This is a genomic window from Duganella sp. Root336D2, from assembly GCF_001425005.1.
In the GTDB taxonomy this organism is placed as follows: Bacteria; Pseudomonadota; Gammaproteobacteria; order Burkholderiales; family Burkholderiaceae_D; genus Rugamonas.
Genome location: NZ_LMDB01000001.1, coordinates 439,557 through 464,845 on the forward strand (window position 1 = coordinate 439,557; position 25,289 = coordinate 464,845).

The 25,289-nt window shown below is 62.1% G+C and carries 23 protein-coding genes; 8 read left to right on the forward strand and 15 right to left on the reverse strand.

What is annotated here, in order from left to right; all coding sequences use genetic code 11:
• Nucleotides 1-4: 4 nt before the first annotated feature.
• The 8 genes from rseP to rpsB all read right to left on the reverse strand — a co-directional run bounded on the left by rseP (nt 5) and on the right by rpsB (nt 7,517).
• Nucleotides 5-1,369: an RIP metalloprotease RseP gene (gene rseP, locus ASD07_RS01715; RefSeq protein ID WP_055924227.1), complete on the reverse strand. Its 1,365-nt coding sequence runs from the start codon at nt 1,367-1,369 to the stop codon at nt 5-7.
• Nucleotides 1,370-1,384: 15 nt separating this feature from the next.
• On the reverse strand, nt 1,385-2,557 hold the full coding sequence (ispC, locus tag ASD07_RS01720) for a 1-deoxy-D-xylulose-5-phosphate reductoisomerase (RefSeq protein ID WP_055924230.1): 1,173 nt from the start codon (nt 2,555-2,557) through the stop codon (nt 1,385-1,387).
• 8 nt (nt 2,558-2,565) lie between these two features.
• A complete protein-coding gene (locus ASD07_RS01725; protein ID WP_055924234.1) occupies nt 2,566-3,402 on the reverse strand; it encodes a phosphatidate cytidylyltransferase in 837 nt (278 codons plus the stop codon).
• 15 nt (nt 3,403-3,417) lie between these two features.
• The gene (uppS, locus tag ASD07_RS01730; RefSeq protein ID WP_055924237.1) at nt 3,418-4,167 is read right to left on the reverse strand and encodes a polyprenyl diphosphate synthase; all 750 of its coding nucleotides are present in this window, start codon (nt 4,165-4,167) and stop codon (nt 3,418-3,420) included.
• 65 nt (nt 4,168-4,232) lie between these two features.
• On the reverse strand, nt 4,233-4,793 hold the full coding sequence (gene frr / locus ASD07_RS01735; protein ID WP_055924240.1) for a ribosome recycling factor: 561 nt from the start codon (nt 4,791-4,793) through the stop codon (nt 4,233-4,235).
• A 33-nt stretch (nt 4,794-4,826) separates the two neighbouring features.
• Nucleotides 4,827-5,543 carry a UMP kinase gene (pyrH, locus tag ASD07_RS01740; protein WP_055924243.1) on the reverse strand — a complete coding sequence of 239 codons (717 nt, stop codon included), beginning with the start codon at nt 5,541-5,543 and terminating at the stop codon, nt 4,827-4,829.
• Between the two features lie 161 nt (nt 5,544-5,704).
• Entirely contained in the window at nt 5,705-6,619 is a 915-nt protein-coding gene (gene tsf / locus ASD07_RS01745; RefSeq protein WP_055924247.1) for a translation elongation factor Ts, read from the reverse strand.
• Nucleotides 6,620-6,764: 145 nt separating this feature from the next.
• Entirely contained in the window at nt 6,765-7,517 is a 753-nt protein-coding gene (rpsB, locus tag ASD07_RS01750) for a 30S ribosomal protein S2 (protein WP_055924250.1), read from the reverse strand.
• A gap of 326 nt (nt 7,518-7,843) precedes the next feature.
• Here rpsB and ASD07_RS01755 point away from each other — a divergent pair, with 326 nt between their 5' ends.
• The 3 genes from ASD07_RS01755 to ASD07_RS01765 all read left to right on the forward strand — a co-directional run bounded on the left by ASD07_RS01755 (nt 7,844) and on the right by ASD07_RS01765 (nt 9,049).
• The gene (locus tag ASD07_RS01755; protein WP_055924253.1) at nt 7,844-8,278 is read left to right on the forward strand and encodes an SRPBCC family protein; all 435 of its coding nucleotides are present in this window, start codon (nt 7,844-7,846) and stop codon (nt 8,276-8,278) included.
• A gap of 10 nt (nt 8,279-8,288) precedes the next feature.
• Complete coding sequence (locus tag ASD07_RS01760; RefSeq protein ID WP_055924256.1) at nt 8,289-8,489, forward strand: DUF4287 domain-containing protein; 201 nt, start codon at nt 8,289-8,291, stop codon at nt 8,487-8,489.
• 62 nt (nt 8,490-8,551) lie between these two features.
• Nucleotides 8,552-9,049, forward strand: coding sequence for a hypothetical protein (locus ASD07_RS01765; RefSeq protein ID WP_055924259.1), 498 nt, complete (start codon nt 8,552-8,554; stop codon nt 9,047-9,049).
• Between the two features lie 61 nt (nt 9,050-9,110).
• Here the strand turns inward: ASD07_RS01765 and ASD07_RS01770 are convergent, their stop codons facing one another.
• Together ASD07_RS01770 and ASD07_RS01775 are read right to left on the reverse strand one after the other, a co-directional pair.
• Nucleotides 9,111-10,976, reverse strand: coding sequence for a M6 family metalloprotease domain-containing protein (locus ASD07_RS01770; RefSeq protein ID WP_200953739.1), 1,866 nt, complete (start codon nt 10,974-10,976; stop codon nt 9,111-9,113).
• Nucleotides 10,977-11,122: 146 nt separating this feature from the next.
• Nucleotides 11,123-13,540: a phosphocholine-specific phospholipase C gene (locus tag ASD07_RS01775; RefSeq protein ID WP_055924265.1), complete on the reverse strand. Its 2,418-nt coding sequence runs from the start codon at nt 13,538-13,540 to the stop codon at nt 11,123-11,125.
• Nucleotides 13,541-13,862: 322 nt separating this feature from the next.
• On the opposite strand from ASD07_RS01775, the gene map reads away from it, so the two are divergent.
• From map to ASD07_RS01795, 4 genes are all read left to right on the forward strand, one after another.
• Nucleotides 13,863-14,681: a type I methionyl aminopeptidase gene (gene map, locus ASD07_RS01780; RefSeq protein WP_055924267.1), complete on the forward strand. Its 819-nt coding sequence runs from the start codon at nt 13,863-13,865 to the stop codon at nt 14,679-14,681.
• Between the two features lie 16 nt (nt 14,682-14,697).
• Complete coding sequence (locus ASD07_RS01785; protein WP_055924270.1) at nt 14,698-17,280, forward strand: [protein-PII] uridylyltransferase; 2,583 nt, start codon at nt 14,698-14,700, stop codon at nt 17,278-17,280.
• Nucleotides 17,280-18,029 carry a pseudouridine synthase gene (locus ASD07_RS01790; protein ID WP_200953740.1) on the forward strand — a complete coding sequence of 250 codons (750 nt, stop codon included), beginning with the start codon at nt 17,280-17,282 and terminating at the stop codon, nt 18,027-18,029. The genes ASD07_RS01785 and ASD07_RS01790 overlap by 1 nt, the downstream gene beginning before the upstream one ends.
• A gap of 121 nt (nt 18,030-18,150) precedes the next feature.
• Nucleotides 18,151-18,906 carry a flagellar brake protein gene (locus ASD07_RS01795; RefSeq protein WP_307142750.1) on the forward strand — a complete coding sequence of 252 codons (756 nt, stop codon included), beginning with the start codon at nt 18,151-18,153 and terminating at the stop codon, nt 18,904-18,906.
• On the opposite strand, the gene ASD07_RS01800 is transcribed toward ASD07_RS01795, so the two are convergent.
• Together ASD07_RS01800 and ASD07_RS01805 are read right to left on the reverse strand one after the other, a co-directional pair.
• Nucleotides 18,903-20,291, reverse strand: a complete 1,389-nt coding sequence (locus ASD07_RS01800) for a HAMP domain-containing sensor histidine kinase (protein ID WP_229207025.1) — start codon at nt 20,289-20,291, stop codon at nt 18,903-18,905. The two genes, ASD07_RS01795 and ASD07_RS01800, sit on opposite strands and share 4 nt — an antisense overlap.
• Nucleotides 20,291-20,962, reverse strand: coding sequence for a response regulator (locus tag ASD07_RS01805; protein WP_055925258.1), 672 nt, complete (start codon nt 20,960-20,962; stop codon nt 20,291-20,293). The genes ASD07_RS01800 and ASD07_RS01805 overlap by 1 nt, the downstream gene beginning before the upstream one ends.
• 109 nt (nt 20,963-21,071) lie before the next feature.
• Between ASD07_RS01805 and ASD07_RS01810 the strand changes: the two genes are divergently transcribed.
• Nucleotides 21,072-21,839: a MipA/OmpV family protein gene (locus tag ASD07_RS01810; protein WP_162246524.1), complete on the forward strand. Its 768-nt coding sequence runs from the start codon at nt 21,072-21,074 to the stop codon at nt 21,837-21,839.
• A 7-nt stretch (nt 21,840-21,846) separates the two neighbouring features.
• On the opposite strand, the gene ASD07_RS01815 is transcribed toward ASD07_RS01810, so the two are convergent.
• The 3 genes from ASD07_RS01815 to def all read right to left on the reverse strand — a co-directional run bounded on the left by ASD07_RS01815 (nt 21,847) and on the right by def (nt 25,289).
• Nucleotides 21,847-22,668, reverse strand: a complete 822-nt coding sequence (locus ASD07_RS01815) for an aldo/keto reductase (protein WP_055924277.1) — start codon at nt 22,666-22,668, stop codon at nt 21,847-21,849.
• 22 nt (nt 22,669-22,690) lie between these two features.
• Nucleotides 22,691-24,676: an OPT family oligopeptide transporter gene (locus ASD07_RS01820; RefSeq protein ID WP_055924281.1), complete on the reverse strand. Its 1,986-nt coding sequence runs from the start codon at nt 24,674-24,676 to the stop codon at nt 22,691-22,693.
• A 76-nt stretch (nt 24,677-24,752) separates the two neighbouring features.
• A complete protein-coding gene (gene def, locus ASD07_RS01825; protein WP_055924283.1) occupies nt 24,753-25,289 on the reverse strand; it encodes a peptide deformylase in 537 nt (178 codons plus the stop codon).

Here is a 25,289-nt window from a genome sequence, read left to right on the forward strand (position 1 = left end):
AAAATTAAAGCAGCCGGGCCAGGTCATTGAATATCGCCAGCGCCATTAAAGACACCAGCAATCCCAGTCCAATACGCTGCGCCATTTCGCCAAAGCGTTCGGAAACGGGACGCCCGGTCAAAACTTCCAGCGAATAATACAGCAAATGCCCCCCATCCAGAACAGGAATTGGCAGCAAATTCATAAGTCCAAGGCTCACGCTAATAAAGGCGACGAAAGCAATAAATGGCTCGGCGCCCATTTTCGCAGTTTCCCCGGCATATTCGGCAATGGTCAAAGGGCCGGTAATATTCTTTAAAGAGACTTCACCCACAATCATGCGGCCCAGGATCTTGAAGGTCATGGTGCAGATTTCCTTTACCTGGCGCACTGCCTTGGCAGTCGCTTCCAGCGGGCCGTAATGCACCACCATCGTATCAACAGCGCCCACCAGTTCGGCCTTGATCTTACCGACTGTTACAAGACCTTTGCTGTTTGCCTGCTTGTCCTCCACCGCGTCCGGGGTCAGTTCCAGCTGCTGCTGGCGGCCTTCGCGCAGCACGGTGACTACCAGCTTGCGGCCCGGCGAACGCAGGACTTCCGCGACGAAGCTGCGCGCATCATCGATCGGCTGGCCGTCCACGGCCAGGATCGTGTCGCCCTTCAGCATGCCGGCGCGGCGGGCGGCGCCGCCCTCCTCCATGCGGCCGATCACCGGCGGCGGGCGCATCAGGTCGAGGCCGATCAGCGCCGGCACGTCGTCTTCCAGGTTCACATGGGCTGCCGCCTCGGCCGGCAACGCAAGCCGCAGCTCGCCGTAGCCGGGGCGCTCGACCACCAGCTGCAAGCCTTCCTTATGGATAGCCGACTGGATGATGGCCCAGCGCAGCTCGGACCAGCCCTGCACGGCGTCGCCGTTGACGGACTTCACCAGGTCGCCGCGGTGCAGGCCGGCGGTTGCGGCGGCCGTCGCCGCCGCCGGTTCGGCAATGCGCGCAGTCGGCTCGCGCACGCCGCCCATATACAGGCCGGCGTACAGGGCGATAGCAAGCAGGAAGTTGGCCAGCGGGCCGGCGGCCACGATGGCGATGCGTTTCCAGACGCTCTGGCGGGTGAATTCGCGGGCCAGGTCGCCGGCCGGCAGGCCGCTGACATCGGCTTCACGCGCGTCCAGCATCTTGACGTAGCCGCCCAGCGGGATGGCGGAGATGGCCCATTCGGTCTGGTCTTTGCCAAACTTGCGCATCCAGACGATGCGGCCCATGCCGACCGAGAAGCGCAGCACCTTGACCCCGCACCAGCGTGCCACCAGGTAGTGTCCCAGCTCGTGGATGATGATCAGGGAGCCGAGGCAGACGATCGTGGCGAGGATGGTGCGGAAGGTGTCCATTGGCGTGTGTGCTGCTTATCCGGCGATAATCCGTTCTGCCGCGGCCCGTGCCAGCGCGTCCTGCGCCATCACCGCCTCGATGCTGCTGGCCGCGCCATGCGGCAATTCTTCCATGACCCGGGCGATGACCCGGTCGATGCGGCGGAAGCCGATGCGTTCGTCGAGGAAGGCTTGCACCGCCACTTCGTTGGCCGCGTTCAGCAGGGCCGGCGCGGTACCGCCGGCGCGCAAAGCCTCGAAGGCCAGCGCCAGGCAGGGGAAGCGGTTGAAATCGGGCTTTTCGAATTGCAGGGTGCCGACCTGGGTCAGGTCCAGCTGCGCCACGCCGGAGGCGATACGCTCCGGATAAGCCAGGGCATGGGCGATCGGGGTGCGCATGTCCGGATTGCCCAGCTCCGCCAGCACCGAGCCGTCGCTATAGGACACCATCGAATGGATCACCGATTGCGGGTGGATCACCACTTCGATCTGCCCGGCCGGGGCGCCGAACAGCCAATGGGCCTCGATCACTTCCAGGCCCTTGTTCATCATGGTCGCGGAATCGACCGAAATCTTGCGGCCCATGACCCATTTCGGGTGCTTGCAAGCCTCGTCCGGGGTGACGTTTTCCAGCGTCGCGACTTCGCGCTTCAGGAAAGGACCGCCGGAAGCGGTCAGCAGGATCTTGGTGACGCCGGCAGCGGCCGGCACGCGGCCATAGCCTTGCGGCAGGCACTGGAAGATCGCATTGTGCTCGGAATCGATCGGCAGCAGCACGGCACCGCTCTCGGCCACGGCGTCCATGAACAGCTGGCCGGACATGACCAGCGCCTCCTTATTGGCCAGCATGACTTTCTTGCCGGCGCGGGCCGCCGCCAGGGTTGGCGCCAGGCCGGCGGCGCCGACGATAGCCGCCATCACGGCATCGGTTTCAGCGGCGCTGGAAACGGCGCACAGCGCAGCCTCGCCCCACTCCACCTCGGTGCGGCAGCCGGCCGCGCGCAGCAAGGCAGCCAGCCGGTCCGCGGCGGCGGCGCTGCCCACCACGGCGCGCGACGGGCGGAACTGGATGCACTGGGCTGCCAGTTCTTCGACGCGGCTATGGGCGCTCAGCGCGTAGACGGAATAACGGTCCGGGTGGCGCGCGATGACGTCCAGCGTGGAGACGCCGATCGAACCGGTGGCGCCGAGGATGGTAATGCGTTGCATGGAATTCCTTAGAACAGCCTTGGGGTGATCAACGCGGCGATAGGCAGCACAGGCACCAGCGCGTCGATACGGTCAAGCACGCCGCCGTGGCCAGGCAGCAGGTTGCTGCTGTCCTTCATGCCGGAGCGGCGCTTGAGCATGGATTCAAACAGGTCGCCCACGATGGAAGCTGCGACGACCAGCGCCAGCACCGCCAGCATGATGCCCCAGCCCATGCGGCCGGCCAGGCGCACCGCAAAGGTGTCCTGCAGCAGCGGCACCGATGGCGCCAGCAGCACGGTAGCGGCGGCCAGCAGCAGCACGGCAACCAGGCCGCCCACCGCGCCTTCCCACGACTTGCCCGGGGAGATGCTTGGCGCCAGCTTGTGCTTGCCGAAAGCCTTGCCCGAGAAATAGGCGAAGATGTCGGCCGCCCATACGATGGCCATGACCGACAGCAGGTATACCGGGCCGCGCGCGAACAGCAGCAGGATGGCGACGAAGCAGGCCACCAGGGTTACCGCGTACACCATGCTCAGCATGGTATTGCCCATGCCTTCGGCCGGAGGCAAGCCCAGTTTCAGGGCCGGTGCAAAGCGGATCAGCCAGATGGCGGCGCCGATCGCCAGCCAGAACCTGGCCTGCTCGAGTCCAGCGCTGAAGAAGAAGGTGTAAATGAAGGCTGCCGTCCACGCCGCCGCCACGACAATCGCGGCGCGGTTCTTGAACAGGCGGAAGGCTTCCCACACGGCGGCGGCAAAGAACACGGCCACCACCGCGTTCACCGCTGGCTGGTAGCCGGAGAACAGGACAGGCAACAATACCGCCAGCAGCAGGACGGCGGTAATCACGCGGGTTTTCAGCATTGTTATCAGCTCTTATTAGCTTTTCTGTGCCAGCTGGTCGCCAGTGCGGCCAAAGCGGCGTTCACGGCCCTGGTAGGAGGCAATCGCCTCATCCAGGCGTTCGGCATTGAAGTCGGGCCAGTAGATGTCGGTGAAGTGCAATTCCGTATAGGCCAGTTGCCACAGCAGGAAATTGGAAATGCGCTCTTCACCGCCGGTGCGGATGAACAGGTCCGGCTCGGGGGCATAAGCCATCGACAGGTACGGCGCCAGCTGCTCTTCCGAGAAGTCGGTCGTGCCCGGATGCTCGGCCACCATCTTGCCGATTGCCTGCATGATATCCCAGCGCCCGCCATAGTTGGCGCACACGGTGACCGTCAGGCGGGTGTTGTTGGCAGTCTTGCGTTCGGCATTGGCGATCATGTCCTGCAGCTTCTGGTCGAAGCGCGCCAGGTCGCCCACCACCTTCAGGCGGATATTGTTCGCATGCATCTTCGACACTTCACGCTCCAGCGCGGTGACGAAGAGCTTCATCAGCAGCGAAACTTCCTCTTCCGGCCGGCGCCAGTTCTCGGAACTGAACGCAAAGACGGTCAGGTACTCGATGCCACGCGCAGCGCAGGCTTCCACCACGGTGCGCACCGCTTCCACGCCTTTGACGTGGCCCGCCACGCGCGGCAGGAAGCGCTTGGTTGCCCAGCGCCCGTTGCCGTCCATGATGATCGCCAGGTGGCGCGGCACCTTCGGCGCATCAGGAACTGTGGTTGTCGAACTCGAATATTTCATAGGTGCGTAAACTAAAAATCCGGGGAGGCAGGGGCAATACCCCTATCCTCCCCGGTTTCGGGACCTTAGACGGTCAGGACTTCTTTCTCTTTTTCGGCGACGGTCTTGTCGATGTCGGCGATGAACTTGTCGGTCAGCTTCTGGATTTCATCCACTGCACGACGTTCTTCGTCTTCCGAAATAGCCTTGTCTTTCACCAGCTTCTTCAAGCCTTCGTTGGCATCGCGGCGGATATTGCGCACGGCGACCTTGGCATCTTCGCCTTCGCCCTTGCACAGCTTGACCATCTCCTTGCGGCGCTCTTCGTTCAGCGGCGGGGTCGGCACGCGAATCATGTCGCCCTGCGACGCCGGGTTCAGGCCCAGGTCGGAATCGCGAATCGCCTTTTCAATGGCGGCGCCCATTTTCTTTTCGAACGGGGCTACGCCGATGGTGCGCGCGTCGACCAGGGTCAGGTTGGCGACCTGGTTCAGCGGGGTCGGGTTGCCGTAGTAATCCACCATGACGTGGTCCAGAATGCCAACGTGGGCACGGCCGGTACGCACCTTGGCCAGGTCGGCCTTCAGGGTTTCCAGCGATTTGCCCATTTTGTCCTGGGCGTTCTTTTTAATGTCAGCAGTAGACATTCCTACTCTCCTGTTGCTTTAACTTGAAATATTTTAAACGTGGACCAGTGTACCCTCTTCCTCGCCCATGATCACGTTCATCAACGCCCCAGGTTTGGTGATAGAGAATACTTTGATCGGCAGTTTCTGGTCACGGCACAGCGCGAAGGCGGTGGCATCCATGACTTGCAGGTGCTTGGCGATCGCTTCGTCGAAGCTGATCTTGTGATACATGGTGGCGTTCGGGTCCTTCTTCGGATCGGCGGTGTAGATACCATCGACCTTGGTGGCCTTCAGCACGATTTCCGCGCTCACTTCCGAACCACGCAGCGCCGCTGCGGTGTCGGTGGTGAAGAACGGGTTGCCGGTGCCGGCGGCGAAGATGACGACCTTGCCTTCTTCCAGGTACTGCAGCGCTTTCGGGCGCACATAAGGCTCGACCACCTGTTCGATGCCGATGGCCGACATGACGCGCGCAACCACGCCCACGTGCTTCATCGCATCAGCCAGGGCCAGCGCGTTCATCACGGTGGCCAGCATGCCCATGTAGTCGGCGGTGGCTCGGTCCATGCCCTGGGCGCCAGGCGCCACGCCACGGAAGATGTTGCCGCCGCCAATGACGACCGCCAGTTCAACGCCCAGCTTTGCTACTTCGGCGACGTCCGCCACCATGCGTTCGATAGTGCCGCGGTTGATGCCGTACGGATCATCACCCATCAGGGCTTCGCCGGACAATTTCAGGAGGACGCGCTTGAATGCTGGTTTTGACATGAGCTGGGGCTCCTTTTAAATGTTTTGTTCGGTGTGGCTTCGGCGGCAATGATAACGGAAATGCCATTGTCCACCGTTTAAATCGCAGCCTGCAAGTCTTAAAAAACACTTAACAGGCCGGGTACAGCTAAAAAAACGGGCCTTGCGGCCCGTTCTCTTGATTATGCGCCTTTGGAGGCAGCCATCTGGGCTGCGACTTCCGCCGCGAAATCGTCAACTTTCTTCTCAATGCCTTCGCCAACCACGTACATGGTGAAGCCCTTGACGGTGGTGTTAGCGGCTTTCAGCATCTGCTCGATGGACTGCTTGTCGTTCTTCACGAAAGCCTGGTTCATCAGCGACACTTCTTTGAGGTACTTGGCAACGGCGCCATCGATGCGCTTGGCAACGATGTCTGCTGCCTGGGTTGGCTTGCCAGCGGCTTGCGCAGCAGCTGCGTCTTCGTCGGACTTGGCCTGGGCAACCGAACGCTCTTTGGCGATCAGTTCGGCAGGAACCTGCTCGGACGACAGGGCAACCGGCTTCATTGCAGCGATGTGCATGGCCACGTCTTTACCCACTTGCTCGTCGGCGCCGTCGAACTCGACGATCACGCCGATCTTGGTGCCGTGCAGGTAGGAAGCCAGCTTGCCGGTGGTTTCGAAACGCTGGAAGCGACGGATCGACATGTTTTCGCCGATTTTACCAACCAGGGCAGCACGCACTTCGTCCAGGGTCTGGCCGTTGCCAGCTGGCAGGGCCAGCAGGGCAGCTACGTCAGCCGGGTTCTGTTCAGCGGCCAGCTTGGCAGCCAGGGCAGCCAGGGCCAGGAAATCGTCGTTCTTGGCAACGAAGTCGGTCTCGGAGTTCACTTCCACCAGCGCGCCGATGTTGCCAGCGATGTAGGAAGCAACCACGCCTTCAGCGGTGATACGTGCGGAAGCTTTGGCAGCCTTGCCGCCCAGCTTAACGCGCAGCAGCTCTTCTGCTTTGTCCATGTCGCCGCCGGCTTCGGTCAGCGCTTTTTTGCATTCCATCATTGGCGCGTCGGTCTTAGCGCGCAGTTCACCTACCATTGCTGCAGTAATTGCTGCCATGTGATTCTCCTGTATTCGGTTTGGGATTCAGTCCGGGGCGGCGCCAAGGGCAGCCTGCTCATCCGGGGGATTCTGTTTAAAAAAAAGGGGGAGCTGGTGGGCCACCCCTTTCTCAAGCTGAAGCCGTCTTGCGACGGCCAGGCAATTAAGCCTGCTCGTTAACTTCTACGAACTCGTCGCCAGCTGCAGTCTTGATGGATTCCAGGACTTCAGTGGTAGCGTTGGCACGGCCTTCCAGGATCGCGTCTGCTACGCCGCGAGCGTACAGGGTGATCGCTTTGGAGGAGTCATCGTTACCAGGAATGACGTGGGTCACGCCTTCTGGGGAGTGGTTGGTATCGACCACGCCGATCACTGGGATGCCCAGCTTGGCGGCTTCGGTGATCGCGCCTTTGTGGTAACCAACGTCAACCACGAAGATTGCGTCAGGAACACCGCCCATATCCTTGATGCCGCCGATGGATTTCTGCAGCTTTTCCAGTTCGCGACGGAACAGCAGTGCTTCTTTCTTCGACAGCTTCTCGACGGAACCGTCTTCGATCGAAGCTTCCATGTCTTTCAGGCGCTTGATCGAGGTCTTGATGGTCTTGAAGTTGGTCAGCATGCCGCCCAGCCAACGCTGGTCAACAAACGGAACACCGGCGCGCTGAGCTTCAGCAGCGATGATGTCGCGAGCCTGGCGCTTGGTGCCAACCATCATGATGGTGCCACGGGAAGCGGAGATTTGACGGATGGTTTTCATCGCGTCCTGGTACATGGCCAGGGTCTTTTCCAGGTTGATGATGTGAATCTTGTTGCGGTGGCCGAAGATGAACGGAGCCATCTTTGGGTTCCAGAAACGGGTTTGGTGACCGAAATGGACGCCGGCTTCCAGCATTTCACGCATCGTTACAGACATTGTTTACTCCAGGGTTTGGTCTGGAATCCACCCAGTGACCCTTGCGGGCACCCTTGTAGGGGGGATTCGGGTTTATAAAATAAGAAAATTTGCTGCTATTGCAAGACGCTAGGTCAGGCAACCATAAATTTTAGCGTATCGGAGGGGGCTCATGCAAGCGTGTTGCAGTCATCCGCACGGTGCACCGGGCCGCATTTTAGTGCAAACTTGATAAGAAATACAAAGAATCTCGAAATATTTTGTATTTTTTGTCACGCCCGTGTCGAATTTGGCCGAGCTGGCGCGTCGTGCCTATACCAACCCACCCAAACATGGAGACTACTGAAATGGCAACCAATACCATCAAACTGCACCGTGTACTGCGCGCTTCCCCGGACCGCATCTACAAGGCCTGGACCACCGCCTCGGCCTTCAACAAATGGCTGCCGCCGAACGGCTACCTGGGCGAGGTGCATGAAATGGATGCCCGCGTGGGCGGCAAGTACCGCATGTCCTTTGTCGACCTGGGCACCGGCTTCACCCATTCCTTCGGTGGCGAATACCTCGAACTGCATCCAGGCGAGAAGATCCGCTACAGCGCGGTGTTCGACGACCCGAACCTGCCGGGGCAGATGCAGACCACCATCAACCTGCGTGCGGTTTCCTGCGGCACCGAAGTCGAGATCACGCAGGAAGGCGTGCCGGCCGTGATTCCTGCCGAGCAGTGCTACCTGGGCTGGCAGCAGTCGCTAGCCCTGCTGGCTTTGCTGGTCGAGCAATAAGGAGACGGCCATGGGAAGCCCCTCCTCCTATTTCCCTTCGATTGAAGCGAAGTATGGCCAGCCGGTCGAGCATTGGCTCAAGCTGCTCAAAAGCATGAAGGGCATGAAGCATATGGATATGGTGGCGGCGCTGAAAACCGACCACGGCATGGGTCATGGCCATGCCAATGCCCTCGTTGCACACTTCAAGGCGGAAGGCAGCAAAGCTTGATCCGTATCTAAGCGGTGGGCAGGGAGCGTCACCACAATGAGGTAACACGTCGAGGTGCCCTCATGAGCCTGGTTGACATTCCCCACCTGCCCACCGAAGATAAAATTATGGATCCCGCTATCAAAGACTACTTCGACTCCAAGCTTAAGTCATCAGAGGCTCGCAGCGCTGCATCTGTGGCGGAATTCAGAACTTTTGTTTCGGCCACCCTCGCCCGAATGGAAGAACGGGACGCCGCCCGTCAACGCGCCGACGACATTCAGCACAAGGAAGTTCAGAGGCAGCTTGATGAGTTCCGCAAGGAGTCGCGGGGCACTCGGAAAGTCATCATCGCTACCGGCGTTACGGCCACGCTCACCATCCTTTTCGGCACAGCCGGCCTCAACGCCGCAATCATCCAGAACTTCCATAACGCGTTTGAAATTGGCCAGCGCCACGCCACCCTGCAACACGAAATGGCGGTCCAAAATCAGAAGTCCAGCGCGGTTCTTGTGCAGATGGATGCGCGCCTTGCCGCGATCGAGAAATCGCTCGTCGACAAGAAACGCCGAACGCCATAGCTGCCCGACTGGCCGCCATGCCGAAAGCCGGCGGCCAGCAGGCACCATCGCCTTAGGCGGCTTACTTCGTAACGCTCAGCGTGTAGTTGCCGGAGCCGCTATACGAGTACACGGTGATCCGGTAATAAGCCAAAGCGGCGCTGTAGCTGATCGCTTCAGTCGACGTCGGGCTGGTCGATGAAGCCACCTGCACCCACGTGCTGCCATCCCACTTCTCCAGCTTCAGCTCAAAGTCGGCATTCGATGGGCCGGCCAGGTTGGCCTTGATCGTGCCGCCGTTGTACAAGAAGTATGGCGATGGGTGGATGGCGGAGGCATTGGTGCCGGACAGGTAGCCGGTATAGGTCTCGCCGCCCGCCGTGCCGTCGCCCTTCACCACGTCGAAGGATATCGTCTTCGCAGCGGCGCTGATGTTGGCCAGGCCGAAGTTGGAGCCGGTCCCGCTCCACCAGCGCGAATTGGTACCGCGGCTGACGTAGTTGTTCGGCACCGTGTCGTAGAAGGCCTTGTAGATCGCGCCGTCGTACAGGTCGGTGCCGTCGCCACGGTTCGCGTTGTACTCAGGGTCGCGGCGGCCGTCGGCGTGCTCCATCTGCACGTATGGGTGCCACTCGTCGGAGTTGTTGCCTGCCGGGTCGATGTGCCATACCGCCAGGCCGGAACCGAGCTGGTACAGGTTCTGGTCCGCTTTGTAGATCGCTTCCACGTAGAACGCTTCGTCGGTCTTGGCCGGGTTGGTCCAACGGTACAGGTTATGCGAGCCGGAAGTATGGCTCAGGCGCCCTTTCGGAGCACTGGCATTCAACGCCGGATTCAGCTCGGTCACGGTATCCCAGCCAACCTGGTAGCGGAAGAAGCCATTCGGCGGCACCGGGCGATACTGGCTTTGCGCGCCGATACTGCCGAAGCCCATGATGCAGTAGCTGGCAGCCGAACCTTCGGAGCTGCCGTCATAGTCGTACAGGTCCGGCCAGCCCATCACCAGGTGGCCCGTCTCGTGCGAGAAGGTGCCGATGGCCAGGCTGTTGCCCATGTTCGTGATCTGGTAGTAGCCGGTGCAAACGCCGTCCGCGCAGAACTGCTTGCCCAGCCAGCCCATGTGTGGCCACAAGCCTTTCGACCAGGCGCTGTCCGAACCGCCGGAGTAGAAGAAATTCAGGCCGCGAATACGCTTGTTGGCGTCCACGCTTAATGAAGCGAAATTGAAGCCCTGGGTGTACTCCAGCCAGTTCAATGCTTCCGAGATCAGCTCTTGCGAGCGCACGCCGGAATCCAGGCTGCTGTCAGCGTAATACGCCTTGTTCTTCTTGGCGCGGTAATAGACCGTGGTGGCATTGGTGTAATCGAGCTTGCCGCCAGAGACGGACTGCCAGTAGCCGCGCACCGACTGCGCATTGCCAAAGCCGGTGTACGGCATGTCATTCAGGAAGGAATTGACCTGCGCCTGGGTGATCGTGCCCGGCACGTCTGGGAAGTCGATAATCACGGTCAGGCCCTTCACCTGCCCGGTCACCGGCGCCGCCAGTGCCTGCGGCGCGCTCGCCGCGATGCTCGCGGACTTGCGGGCACTTTCCAGCGAGCGGTTATTCATCTTCTCGAACTTCTCCTTGGCCTTGCGGGCGCGGGCATCCTGGCTCAGGCCTTCCTGTTTTTTGGCGGTGCCGCCGCCCAGGCTGCGCACCTTGGCATTGGTCGCCAGTACGCCGGTCGATACCAGTTCGTCGCCGGCGGCGCTCACCGTGGCGTAGCAGAAGCCTTTCTTGGCATTGTCATAGACGATCAGCGAGCCGTCATCGGTGCGCTGTTCGGCATAGTAATCGTTACCGTCCAGGTGTACGCGCAGCTTTTCACCGCCCGGCTGTTTGAACTCATAAATGCTGCCTTTATAGGGAAGACCAGCCTGTGCGAACAGGCTGGTTACTAACATTACCGCTGCAGTTGCAACTTTCAATCGCATTTGGATCTCTCCGTTTCTTGTTGTAAAGAAACGAAAGTAAATCACGCACGATTGTGCAAGTCTTGATGAATTTATATGTGTGCGGTGCGGAAATCGGCACAATCGCACACTTTTTATCACGTCACCGAGAACACCACGGAGCTGGTCAAAGCCACGTAGCCATCGTTGTACAGCAGCCATGCCGCATAGGTGCCGGCAGCCAGTCCGGAAGTGGCAAAGCTCGCGCTTCCGCTGCCGGTGGTGACGTATTGCCAGGACAGCGAAGCGGTAGAGCCGGGCATTACGCCACTACGGTAAATACCGATCCAATTCTTGCTGTTCACCTGGGCCGCAGGCACCGTGTAAGTGAAACTGATCGGCGTTCCGCGTACAACCGAAGCCGCGCTGGCTGACATACTTGCTTGCGGGCCGGCCGGGGTGCGCCCCAGCACAGGGTCGGTACGGCTTGCCTGGCCATTTTCGACGCGGCCTGCCATGCGGCGCAGGTATTGAGCGTCAAAGTCGCAGGTAACGCTCAGGTCATACCAACCGTAGCTCGCGCTCACCGGCACGCTCACGGTCGCCTGCTGGCCGGCTGCCACTGTGTGGGTCGTCGCCGCGCGTCCATACGCGTTATCGGCAACACGGAAAGTAGCAGCGCGGCCGCCGTCAATGTTGGAGAGCACGACATTAACCGACATTGCGACGGGATTTGCAGCCAGCCATGCTTCCGGCCGGGCGCCGCCTGCCGCCGTGGCCAGCGCCAGCACGCCGCCGAATTCGCGCTGGAAGCCGTTCGGGCCGAGCAGGTTCAGGTGATAGTCAGGCGTATTCCAGTTCCACACCTCGCGCTCGATCTTCTTGCCTGCTTCCACCGTGTAATACCACGGGCCGTCATTGCGGGCCTTGGAATAGACGATGAACGCGCCGCCTGCCGCGCCCTGGTTGAAGAATGACAGCTCGACCTGCTTCGACGACGCGACGCGCGCAGTTGCTGCGAAAGCGTAAGGCAAGGCGCAGGAGTAGCGCGGACTGCTGCCTTCCTGTGCCGGCAAGGCCTGCACTGCCGGCGGCTGCGGATAAGGCTTCCCTGACACCAGCTGGTAGGTGGTCGACTTCGGCACTGTGGACGGCCAACTCGCATTCGGCGCCTTGAAGTCGAAGGCGGAAGTCAGGTCGCCGCAGACGGCACGACGCCACGGAGAAATGTTTTCGCAGGCGATGCTGCCGCGCTGTTTGCCAAGGCTGGCCACCAGCCACTCCTCCAGGAAGCGCAGTTTCGAGGTGTGGTCGAACAGTTGCGAGCAGACCCGCCCGCCCTTGCTCCATGGCGAGATCACCAGCATCGGCACGCGCGGGCCAAGGCCGACCGGCACGCCGTTGTAGTTCTCGTACTGGCCGTTGTCGGCCAGCGTGCTGCGCCCCATGCCGGTATTCAGCGGCGCCATATGCGAAGGGATATGGTCGAAGAAGCCGTCGTTTTCGTCGTAGGTAAGCAGGAAAACGGTCTTCGACCAGACATCCGGATTGGCGACCAAAGCGGCAAGCAGGCGCGCAGTCAGGTTTTCACCGGCATTCGGCGAGTTCGGCGAGTGCTCGGTATAGTCGTTCGGTGCAACGATCCAGGACACGCGCGGCAAGCGGTTATTGCGCACGTCGTCGGCAAAGGAGTTCACCAGCCAGTCGCCCTTGGTGCCGCGCGTGTTCGATTCAGTGGAGCCGGGCGCAATGACACGGCCCTTCTGGTACAGCGGACTGCTTTCCGACAGCCGCGTGCCGTCGGCATTGACGCGGAAGTTGCGGAAATAGGCCAGGTAGTTGTCGCCGTAGTTATCCCATTCCTGGTAGACCTTCCAGCTCACGCTGTTCGCTTCCAGGATTTCGGCATAGGTGCGCCAGTTCGGTGCGCTCGCCGTGAGGCTCGCGGTGACGTTGTCGTACTTCGGGTCGTTGTTGTAATAGCCTGCGGAGTCGATGTTGTACAGGCTGCCCATTGCACCCAGCCAGTTCTGGTTGGTGCCGGTCAGCGAATACATGCGATTCGGGTCGGTGGCGCCGAAGATCGAACAATGGTAGTCGTCGCAGATGGTGAAGGCGTCGGCCAGCGCATAGTAGAACGGCAGGTCGCCGCGGTCGAAATAGCCCATGCTCTGTGCCGTTTTCTGCTTGACCCAGGCGTCCCAGCCCTGCCAGGTGGTTTGCGAGCCTTTCCAGCTATGGTTGGTGCCCAGCGACAGCGCACTGGTGTTCTTGGCGTCGAAGTGGAACGGCAGCACATGGCCGCCGCTGCCATTGGGCTGGTACCAGACCGCTTTCCCGCCCGGTAGCGTGATGGCGCGCGGGTCGTTGAATCCGCGCACGCCGGCGAGGGTGCCGAAATAGTGGTCGAAGGAGCGGTTCTCCTGCATGAAGATGACAACATGCTGCACGTCGGCCAGCGTGCCGGTCGGGCTATACGCCGGGACGGCAAGCGCTTGCCGGATCAGGTCGGGGAAAAAGGTGCTGGCGGCGCCTGCGGAGGCGAAGCCGAGGAACTTGCGGCGGCTGGTGGACATCGGGGTTCCTTATGGTCAGGTTGGGTGTATTGATTATGGCAAGAAATCATGCGCCGGCATGCCAGCAAGTTACGTTTTGCACGATTAAACGAAAGCCAACAACAGTTCCGCACATATTTCGAAAGATATGCATGCCATCAGATTACGAATACGCCGGAATTCGGCGGCAATGAGCTTTCGGCTGAAAACAAATGCGGAAAGCAGGATCCTAAGTCGCATTTATGACAGCTTGATGGCATGGAAGGCGTACCAGGCCCCAGCGCCAGGAAGGCATAGCGTTGTCGTTTATAATCACGGGGACAACGCACTCATAGCAGAATCCATGACTATCAATATCAAAACCCCCGAGGACATCGCCGGCATGCGCGAGGCCGGCCGTCTCGGCTCCGAAGTACTCGACTACATCACCCCCTTCGTCAAGGCCGGCGTCACCACCGGTGAACTGGACCGCCTGTGCCACGAGTACATGACCAATGTGCAGGGCACCGTTCCCGCGCCATTGAATTACTGCCCGCCGGGCTACACGCCCTACCCTAAAGCCATCTGCACCTCCGTCAACGATGTGATCTGCCACGGCATCCCGGGCGACAAAGTGCTGAAGGATGGCGATGTGGTCAACCTCGACATCACCGTGATCACCAAGGACGGCTATCACGGCGACAACAGCCGCATGTTCTTCATCGGCAAACCGTCGATCCTGGCCAAGCGCCTGTCGGACGTGACGTTCGAGTGCATGTGGCTGGGCATCGAGCAAGTGAAGCCGGGCGCGACGCTGGGCGACATCGGCCACGCCATCCAGGTGCATGCCGAGAAAAACGGCTACAGCGTGGTGCGCGAATTCTGCGGCCACGGCATCGGCAAGGTGTTCCACGAAGAGCCGCAGATCCTCCATTACGGCAAGCCGGGCACCGGCCCAGTGCTGGAAGCAGGCATGGTCTTCACCATCGAACCGATGATCAACGCCGGCCGCCGCGAAATCAAGGAAATGCCTGACGGCTGGACCATCAAGACCAAGGACCGCAGCCTGTCGGCGCAATGGGAGCACACCCTGGTCGTGACCGAGACCGGCTACGAAGTGTTCACCTTGTCCGCCGGCAGCCCGCCGCCGCCAGCGTTCATCACCGAAAAAGCCGCAGCCTAATCCAGCCGACACACGCATGCCCCACGCCGCGATGAAGAAGGACCTCCGGGAACAGCTCAAGGCCCGGCTCAAATCGGACCGCCAGCTCATCATTGCCAACTTCCATGAAGACGGCATGCCGGAGAAGCTGCTGCGCAACCTGCGCAGCAGTGTCGACGACGTCCTGACGCAAGCCTGGGCCGGCAACCGCCTGCCGCCGCAAGCGGCGCTGGTGGCGGTGGGCGGCTACGGCCGCGGCGAGCTTTTCCCGTATTCCGACGTCGACGTCCTGATCCTGCTGCACCAGGCGCCGGACGATGCCACGCGCGGCAAGCTGGAAGAATTCGTCCAGTTGCTGTGGGACCTGGGGCTGGACGTCGGCCACAGCATCCGCACCATCGACGAATGCCTGGCCGAATCGAAGGCCGACATCACCGTGCAAACCAGCCTGCTGGAAGCGCGCATCGTCACCGGCAATATGGTGCTGTTCGCGCAACTGCAGGACGCCTACAACAAGGCCATGGACCCGCGCGCCTTCTTCGAGGCCAAGACCATCGAGATGCGCCAGCGCCACGCCAAGTACGAGGACACGCCTTTCAGCCTGGAACCGAACGTGAAGGAAAGCCCGGGCGGCCTGCGCGACCTGCACGTGATCCTGTGGATGGCCAAGGCTGCCGGCCTGGCCAACTCCTGGCGCACCCTGGCCGTGCGCGGCCTGATCACCCAGACCGAAGCGCGCCAGCTGATGGAAAAGGAGCGCGCCTTCAAGGACATCCGCGTGCGCCTGCACCTGGTGGCCGGCCGCCGCGAAGACCGCCTGGTGTTCGACGTGCAGACCGCCGTCGCCGAAACCCTGGGCCTGAAAGCCACCGGCAGCGGCGTCCACATGCGCCGTGCCAGCGAATACCTGATGCAGCGCTACTACTGGGCTGCCAAGACCGTGGTGCAGCTCAACACCATCCTGCTGCAGAACATCGAGTCCTACCTGTTCCCGCACGACGAAGAGCCGGTGCGCATCAACGAGCGCTTCAGCGAAGTGAACGGCATGATCGACATGAACGACGACGATACGTTTGAAAAAACGCCGTCGGCCATCATGGAAATCTTCGTGCTGCTGTGCGAGCGCCCTGCCCTGAAAGGCATGACCGCACGCACCATGCGCGCGCTGTGGCACGAACGCTTCAAGATCGACGCCGCCTTCCGCGCCGATCCGGTCAACAAAGCCTATTTCCTGCGCATCCTGCAGGCGCCCCAGGGCATCATCCACAATATGCGCCGGATGAACGAGCTGTCCATCCTGGGCCGCTACCTGCCCAGCTTCCGCAAGATCACGGGCCAGATGCAGCACGACCTGTTCCATGTCTACACCGTGGACCAGCACATCATGATGGTGCTGCGCAATATGCGCCGCTTCACCATGACCGAGCATGCACACGAATACCCGTTCTGCTCGCAGCTGATGGCGAACTTCCCGCAGCCATGGCTGCTGTACGTGGCGGCGCTGTTCCACGACATCGCCAAAGGCCGCGGCGGCGACCACTCGAAGCTGGGCGTGGCCGACGTGCAGCAGTTCTGCCAGGAGCACGGCATGAACCAGGAAGACACCGAGCTTGTGTCCTTCCTGGTCGAGCAGCACCTGACCATGTCGCACGTGGCGCAGAAGCAGGACATGTCCGACCCGGACGTGATCCAGGCGTTTGCAAAAACAGTGGGCGATGAACGCCACCTGACCGCACTCTACCTGTTGACGGTGGCCGACATCCGCGGCACCAGCCCGAAAGTCTGGAACGCCTGGAAAGGCAAGCTGCTGGAAGACCTGTACAAGATGACGCTGCGCGTGCTGGGCGGCGAACCGCATTCGGCCGACCGCGAACTGAAGAACCGCCAGCAGGAAGCGCTGGCGACCCTGCGCCTGTATGGCCTGCCGCCCGATGCCCACGAAGCGCTGTGGAAGCAGCTCGACCTGGCCTACTTCCTGCGCCACGACGCCAGCGATATCGCCTGGCAAACGCGCGCGCTGTGGGACCGCCTGGACAGCGAGCAGCCGGTGGTGAAAGCGCGCCTGGCGCCGATCGGCGAAGGCCTCCAGGTGGCGGTCTACATCAAGGACCAGCCGGACCTGTTCGCGCGCATCTGCTCCTACTTCGACCGCAAGAACTTCAGCATCCTCGATGCCAAGATCCATACGACGAAGCACGGCTATGCGCTCGACACCTTCCTCGTCACCGAACAGAATTTCGCCAAGAGCTACCGCGATATCATCAACCTGATCGAACATGAGCTGTGCGAGCTGCTGGTGACGCAAGGCCCGCTGACATCGCCAAGCAAGGGGCGCCTGTCGCGCCTGTCGCGCACCTTCCCGATCCAGCCGACGGTGGACCTGCGCTCCGACGAACGCGGGCAGTACTACTTGCTGTCGGTGGCGGCCAACGACCGTACCGGCCTGCTGTACTCGATCGCCAAGGTACTGACCACCTACAAGATCAACCTGCATACGGCCAAGATCATGACCCTCGGCGAACGCGTGGAAGACGTGTTCATTGTCGACGGCCCTGCCCTGGCCAATGCCCGTACCCAGCTGCAGCTGGAAACCGACTTACTCGAAGTATTGAAAATCTGATGTCCGAAGAATTGTTACGCCTGTCCAAGCGCATGTCCGAACTGGGCCTGTGCTCCCGCCGTGAAGCCGATGAATGGATCGCCAAGGGCTGGGTGCGCGTGGATGGCCAGGTGGTGTCCGAGCTGGGCACCAAAGTCTACCCAAGCCAGAAAGTCACCGTGGAGCGCCAGGCTGCGGCCGAACAGGCGCGCCGTGTCACGATCCTGATCAACAAGCCGGTCGGCTATGTATCCGGCCAGGCCGAAGACGGCTACCAGCCGGCCGTGGTCCTGATCAAGCCGGAAAACCGCTGGGCCGAAGACGGTTCGCCGGAGCGCTTCGACCGCAACCAGCTGCGCAGCCTGGTGCCTGCCGGGCGCCTCGACATCGACTCGGTCGGCCTGCTGGTATTGACCCAGGATGGCCGCGTGGCCAAGCAGCTGATTGGCGAGAACACCAACGTTGACAAGGAATACCTGGTCCGCGTTGAGTACACCAAGGGTGGCCGCCTGCCGGACAGCGAATTACAGAAGCTGAACCACGGCATGTGGATGGACGGCAAACCACTGCTGCCGGCGAAAGTGCGCTGGCAAAACGACGACCAGCTCAGCTTTACCCTGCGCGAAGGCAAGAAGCGACAGATCCGCCGCATGTGCGAAATGGTCGGCCTGCGCGTGTTAGGCTTGAAGCGCGTACGGATCGGTCGTGTCAAACTTGGAAACTTGCCGGAAGGGCAATGGCGCTACCTGAGCCCGGACGAGCGCTTCTGAGTCGGCATCGCGCAACACAAAAGCAGCATTCATTGCCGTTTAGCAAGCGCTCGGCGGCGGAACGCGGTAAAGTACTGGCGTCCTCTCCTAAAAAACGAGAACCTGAGCTGTGAACGATCCAATGCCAAACGACTTCCGCAAGGGGCCGCCCCGTCCACAAGACGCGGTGGAACCGATCGCTGCGGGGACGCATCCACACGATATCGTCGACCCCGATGAAATCGGCGACGCGCTGACGGCGCTGGCCGATGCGGGCGATGCGGTTTCCATCTACCACCGGGACAATGCCGAAGCGGTCATGGCCCGCCTGCTGTCGGTTGATCCCGAACTGCCGCACTTTGTCATCCAGCTCAATGAAGGGTCCACCCTGCCGCCTGGCGAATGCACCTTTGTGGCATGGCTGCGCGGCGCCAAGTTCCAGTTCAAGCTGAACGATCCGCACTGGAATGCCCTGCCCGAGCAGCCGACGCTGGTCCCGGCCCAATTCCCGGAGCGTTGCCAGGTGCTCAACCGGCGTGCCGCGCCGCGCCTGGAGACCCCGCTTGGCACCTACCACACCGCATCGTTTGTCCTGAACGGCAAACCATATGAAATGCAGCTGTACGACTTCGCTGTCGGCGGCGTCGGCATGCGCTGCTCGCCGCGCGATGCGGTCGGGCTGCACGTCGGGCGCAAGCTGCAGCGCGTGCGCCTCGACATGGGGCCAGGCTCGGTGCTGATCTGCGACCTGGAGATCCGCCTGTCGCGCCATTTCCGCTCCTTCCTGCTCGGCGAGCAGGTGCAGATCGGCTGCCAGTTCCAGAACCTGTCGCCAATGATGCAGGACGAGCTGCACCGCATCCTGGAACGCCTCGGCACCAGCCGCGGCGAACGCTAGGCCTTAAGCGGCAGCCGCACCGTCACGCACAGGCCCATGCTGCCGGCAGCATCCAGTGCGATGCTGCCGCCGTGCTGGCGTGCCACCGCCAGCGCGATCGCCAATCCAAGGCCGCTGCCTGAATGCGACTGCGCCTGGCGCGGATCACGGAAGAAGCGGTCGAACACGCGTTCGCGCAACTCGGGCGCGATGCCCGGGCCCTGGTCGGAAATGCGCAGCACGGCGCAGCCATCGGAGCGCCGCACATCAGCCAGCACCTTGCCCTGCTCCGGGCTGTACTTGATGGCGTTATCCAGCAGGTTATCCACCAGCGACACCAGACCTTCCTTGCGGCCGGACAGGTAGAGCCCATCATCGCCGCTCAATTCCAGCTCCACGCCCTTGGTGTCGGCAATGCCGGCCAGCGCAGCCATCCTTTCCTGCACCAGCGCGTCGAAACAGATGTTCTCATCCTGCTCGCCGCTGGTTGCATCGCTGCGCATCAGCCTTAGCAGCTGGCTCACCAGCCGCGTCGCGCGCACATTGCCGCTGACGATGCCATCCAACAGCTGCTGCTGGCGCGGGTCGCTGGCCTGGCGCTGCAACGCTTCCACGTTCACTCGCATGGCCGCCAGCGGCGTGCGCAGTTCATGGGCGGCATCGGCGATGAAGGCCCGCTCGCGCTGCGCACTGTCGCTGACCCGGGCCAGCAAGGCATTGATCCGGCTGAACATGGCGACCAGCTCGCGCGGACGCCCCTCGACCGGCAACGGGCGCAAGTCCTGCGGGCCGCGCGTCGCCAGGTCGGCCATGGCCCTGGTCCAGGGGCCCTGCGCCAGACGGATCGACAGCCAGGCCGGCAAGACCAGGAAAGGGAAACTGATCAACAAGGGCAGCAGCAGCGTGCCGCGCGACGCCAGCCGCAAGAAAATGTTGACGCCGTCGGCCGGCATGATGCTGGTGACACGCACGTCCGAGCGCGGCGATTGCACCGTGCGCGTGCGCCACGATGTGCCGCCACTTTCAAACACGGGCAGTTCGCCGAGCGGACCAGCTCTTGCCCCCTCAGGTACTTCAACGGAGCGGTACAGGATGCCTTCGCCGTTTTCAACGATGAAGCTCGGGCCGGGAAAAGCGTTTATGTCGACGCCAGCCATTTCGCGCAGCGCAACTTCCACTTTGCGTATCGACTCCTGCATCTTTGCCGGTTGCGCCAGTTCGTTTTCGGCGACCACAATGATCGCGTCGGAGATCGATTCCAGCTCCAGCGTGACCTTGTCCCGGGTTGCGTCATGCACCACATACACCAGTGCAAGTAGCCACAGCAGGCACAGGACGAACATCTGCGCCACCAGCAGGCGCGCCACCATGCTGTGCGAGACAAGCCGCCGCCAGAGCCTGCGCATCACCGGCCCGCCTCGCACTGGTCGATCACATACCCTACGCCGCGCACGGTGCGGATCAAGCCTTCCCCGACCTTGCGGCGCAGGTTGGCCATATGGACGTCCAGTGAATTGCTGGCATTCGCTTGTGCACCCGGCAAAGCCTGCTCCTCCAGGCTGCGCCTTGTCACCACGCGGTCGGCACGCATCATCAGGATGCGCAGCAGTTCGTATTCGCTGCCTGTGAGGTCGGCGAAGCGTCCGCTGACCGTGACACGCCGCGTCGGCACATGCAGCACGATGCCGCGCAGCTCCAGTGTTTCGCCGTCAAAGCCATAGCTGCGGCGGGCCAGGGCCCGCACCCGCGACAGCAGCTCGGCCAGCTCGAACGGTTTTACCAGGTAGTCGTCCGCCCCCGTGTCCAGGCCGAGCAGGCGCTCCGACAGCGCGTCCCTTGCACTCAGGATCAGTATCGGCACGCCCTCCCGCCCGCGCCGCAGGCCGGCCACCAGGTCGATGCCGTCGCCATCCGGCAGTCCCAGGTCCAGCAACAGCAGGTCGAAGCCGCGCTGCGCCAGCTGGTTCCTGGCATCGGCGAGCTGGCGCACCCAGGTTACCTCCATGCCCTGGTCGGCCAGCGCAATGCGGATGCCGTTGCCAAGGTCCATATCGTCTTCAATCAGAAGTATCTTCATGCCCGCCATTCTAATCACAGCTACCTGAAGGAAGCATGAAGATGCGCTTTATCCAATCTTCATGCTGCGCTGGGAAACTGCCGGCTCCATCACTTTTTCAGAACAAGTCATGAAACTTCCAGTCTCATTCCTGATCCTCGCCTGCTGCACCAGCATACAAGCGCAGGAAAATACCTTCACCTTGGGCGGCGGCCTGGCCGCCACGTCGCGCTACGCCGGCTCCAGGGAAATGCAACTCGTGCCGGTCGTCGTTCTCGACTACCAGATGGCCAATGGATTTTATGCCAGCAGCATGCGCGGACTGGGCTACGGTACCGCGCTGGGAGATTTTTCCCTGGATGCGGCACTGGGCGTGCGCGGTGAGCGCCTGGAGAAGAACGAGTCCAGCGTTATCGGCAGCCGCGGCAGCACCGAGCTGCGCGGCATGGGCGACGTCAAGGCCAGTGCCACCGCCAACCTGCGCGCCGGCTTCAGCATCGTGCCCGGCCTGGTAATCGGCGCCAGCGCTTCGCTGCCGTTGTCGCATAAGGAGAACGGCAAGACGGCTGGACTCGAAATCAGTGGCGTGCTGCACGAGGACAAGAGCGACAAAGTGGCGCTGTCATTGGGCGCGAATTTCGCGGACAGCAAATACATGCAGACGTACCACGGCGTGACGGCCGCGCAAGCCGCGCGCACAGCGTACAAAAAATACACGCCGAAGGCGGGCATGTACCAAGCCGTCCTGAACTTTGCCTGGGCACACCGGGTCGACCAGAACTGGACGCTCACCGGCATGCTGGGATCAAGTACGCTGGTGCGCGAAGCAGCACGCAGCCCGCTCACGCGGCGCAATACGGCGCCGACGGCAGCCTTCTACGCAAGCTACCGCTACTAGGCCGCGCTCAGAGCATGTCCAGCGGGGTTGCGCGCCTTGGCGCTGCAAAGGCCTTGTCCAGCTGGGCCAGGTCTTCCTGGTCCAGCCGCAAGGTCATGGCAGCCGCATTGGCGCGTACGTGCGCTTCGCTGGTTGCTTTGGGAATCGGCATGACGCCATCCTGCCGCAGCAGCCATGCCAGCGCAATTTGCGCAGGGGTAGACTGGTGGCGTGCAGCGACAGCCTGCAAGGCCGGTTCAGCCAGCAGGCGTTCCTGCTCCTTGCGATTGGACTCCAGGGGTGAGTAAGCCATCAGCAGGATGCCGTGCTCCTGGCACCAGGGCAGCAGGTCCCATTCGATGCCGCGCCGGCGCAGGTTGTACAGTACCTGGTTGGCTTCGATGGACTCGCCGCCAGCCAGCGCGGTCGCGGCCTTCATTTGCGCGAGGTCGAAGTTGCTGACGCCGAATTCATGGATCTTGCCGGACTGCTTCAAGGCGATCAGCCCTTCCAGGGTCTCGGCAAACGGCACGCTGCCCTGCCAATGCAGCAGGTACAGGTCGATGTGGTCGACCTTCATGCGTTTCAGGCTTTTTTCGCAGGCCGCCACCACACCTTTGCGCGAAGCATTCTGCGGCAGGACCTTGCTGACCAGGTAGGCCTCGCCGCGGCGGCCGGCCAGCGCTTCGCCCACCACCTTTTCGGCACCGCCGTCGGCATACATTTCCGCTGTATCGATCACCGTCATGCCAAGATCCAGGCCCAATTGCAGGGCGCGTATCTCGGCTGCCTTGTCGGCAGCGCGCTCGCCCATATTCCAGGTGCCCTGGCCGATTCTCGATAGCGTCATGTCACACTCCGGAAATGTCCCTTCAAGCCTCGATGGCGCTGGCAGATTTTGCGGACCAGCGGTAAAGTCCTACGACTACGGCAGCAGCTACGGCCAGTGCGATCAGCATGGTGGTCGCTTCGCTCATGCTGTTGGCGATTGCCAGCGGTTCGCCCTTGTTGGTCAACACGATCAGGCCGGCCAGGGCAACGTTGAACAGGCTTTCGCCGACGATGAAGCCGGACATCACCAGCACGCCAAGGCGCGAAGCGGCTTCGCCATGCTTCTTGCCGCGCATTGCCCGCTCGAAGAAGTAGCCGCCGATCGCGCCCACCACTACCGGCGAGGTTACCGCCGACGGTAGGTAGATCGCCAGGCCAACGCCCAGCGGCGCGCAGCTGTATTTGCGGTGGCTGGATTTCTTCAGGATGAAGTCGAGTGCCACCAGCGCCAGGCCGATCAGGGCGCCGTAGCCGATCAAGTCCCATTTCAGGTCGCCGCCGATCACGCCTTTGGCCAGCGTCGAGATCAGGGTCGCCTGCGGGGCGGCCAGCGGCTGGTCGGAAATTGCATTCGCATTCGGCGCCCCGGCAAAGCCGTTCGCATGGTTCAGCAGCTCCAGCACGGGCGGCACGACGCAGGAACCGGCGAACACGCCGATGATCAGGCCGACCTGCTGCTTCCACGGGGTGGCGCCGACCAGCTGGCCGGTCTTCAGGTCCTGCAGGTTGTCGTTGCCGATCACCGCAACAGCCAGCACCACGGTAGTCACGAACAGCGCGAAAGCGATCAGCGCCTGGGCGGTGTCCGGCCCCATGATTTCGCGGCCGACCCAGCCCACCGAAGTCGCGGCGCCGAGGATGGACAGGATGGCCAGGCCGGAAACCGGCGAATTGGAAGAGCCGATCAGGCCGGCCATGTAGCCGCAGACCGCCGCTGCCAGCATGCCGGCAATCAGGATGTAGCCGACGCCGACCACCATCAGCGGAGTAGCGATCGAGGACAGCGGGCCGCCCGACAGGAAGGACGACAGCAGCCAGCCGGCCGGCACCATCGACAGCAGTGTTACCAGGCCGACGATGAAGAGCGGCAGGTCCTTGTCTTCGCGCGGCACGTCGGCGCCGCCGGCCTTGGCGCGGCGGGCAGACTCCATCGCCGACTTCAGGCCACCCATCACCGGCTTGGCCAGGGTCGCCAGGGTCACGATTGCAGCAGCACCAATGGTGCCGGCGCCCATCATGCGCACCTGGGTACTCCAGATGCCCAGCGCGTGGTCGGCCAGCGAAACGCCGGGAGCGGCCGGGTTGGCCATGGTCAGCAGCGGCACCAGGATGCCCCAGGCAATCACCAGGCCGACCAGCATGGCCATGCCGACCGCGATACCCATCAGGTGGCCGGCGCCGACCAGGGCCAGCGAGCTCGATGCCCCGAGGCCGGTGGCGCCATTGCCGAATTTGACGAAATGCGCCACTTCAGCGGCGACCAGCTTGGCCGCGCCGAGGAAGGCGAAGATGGCGGAAGCCACGGAACCCCAGATCACAGCCCGCAAGCCGGCCTTGCCCTCTTGCGCCCCGGCGCGCGACTGGGTGCCCACTTTCAGCACTTCGGCAGCGGCCACGCCTTCCGGATATGGCAGGTCGGATTGCGACACCAGTGCGCGGCGCAGCGGCATGGTATACATCACGCCCAGCACGCCGCCAATGGCGCAGGCGCCGAAGGTCGGCCAGAATGGAATCTTGGACCACCAGCCGATCATCAGCAAACCAGGCAGCACGAAAATCACCGATGCCAGCGTGCCCGCCGCCGAGGCGATGGTCTGCACGATATTGTTTTCCTGGATCGTGGCATCCTTGAATGCGCTGAGCAGGGCCATGGAAATCACAGCGGCAGGAATCGAGGTGGCGAAGGTCAGGCCGACTTTCAGGCCCAGGTAGACCTGCGCTGCGGTGAAGATCAGCGTGATGAAGATGCCGAGGACGATGCCGCGGACACTGAATTCGAGCGGGTTATTCTGCGACTGGTTGCTCATCTGGGTAATCCGTTGTGTTGATAAGGATGCAAAGTGGCCGGGATATTACGCCAGATTCACGGCGCCGCCAAACAAATCAGTCGTCCTCGCCGGGATCGAGGTCCGGGAACAACACCGAGGTAAAGCCGAACTTGGAGAAGTCGCGGATCCGTGCTGGATACAGGATCCCCAGCAAATGGTCGACCTCATGCTGCACCACCCGGGCATGGAAACCGTCCGCATCGCGCACGATGCGCTCGCCGAACTGGTCATAGCCCTCGTAATGCAGGCGGGTATGACGCGGCACGCTGCCGCGCAGGCCCGGCACCGAGAGGCAACCCTCGAAGCCCTCTTCCATCGCGTCGCCGATGGGAGTCAGGAGCGGGTTGATCAGCACCGTTTCCGGCACTTGCGGCGCGTCGGGATAACGCGCATTGGATTTGAAGCCGTAGATCACCAGCTGCAGGTTGACGCCGATCTGCGGCGCAGCCAGGCCGGCGCCGTTCGCCGCATGCATGGTGTCGAACATATCGACGATCAGGGCATGCAGCTCCTGGGTATTGAACTCGCGCACCGGCTCGGCCACGCGCAGCAGGCGCGGGTCGCCCATCTTCAGGATTTCACGCACGGCCAT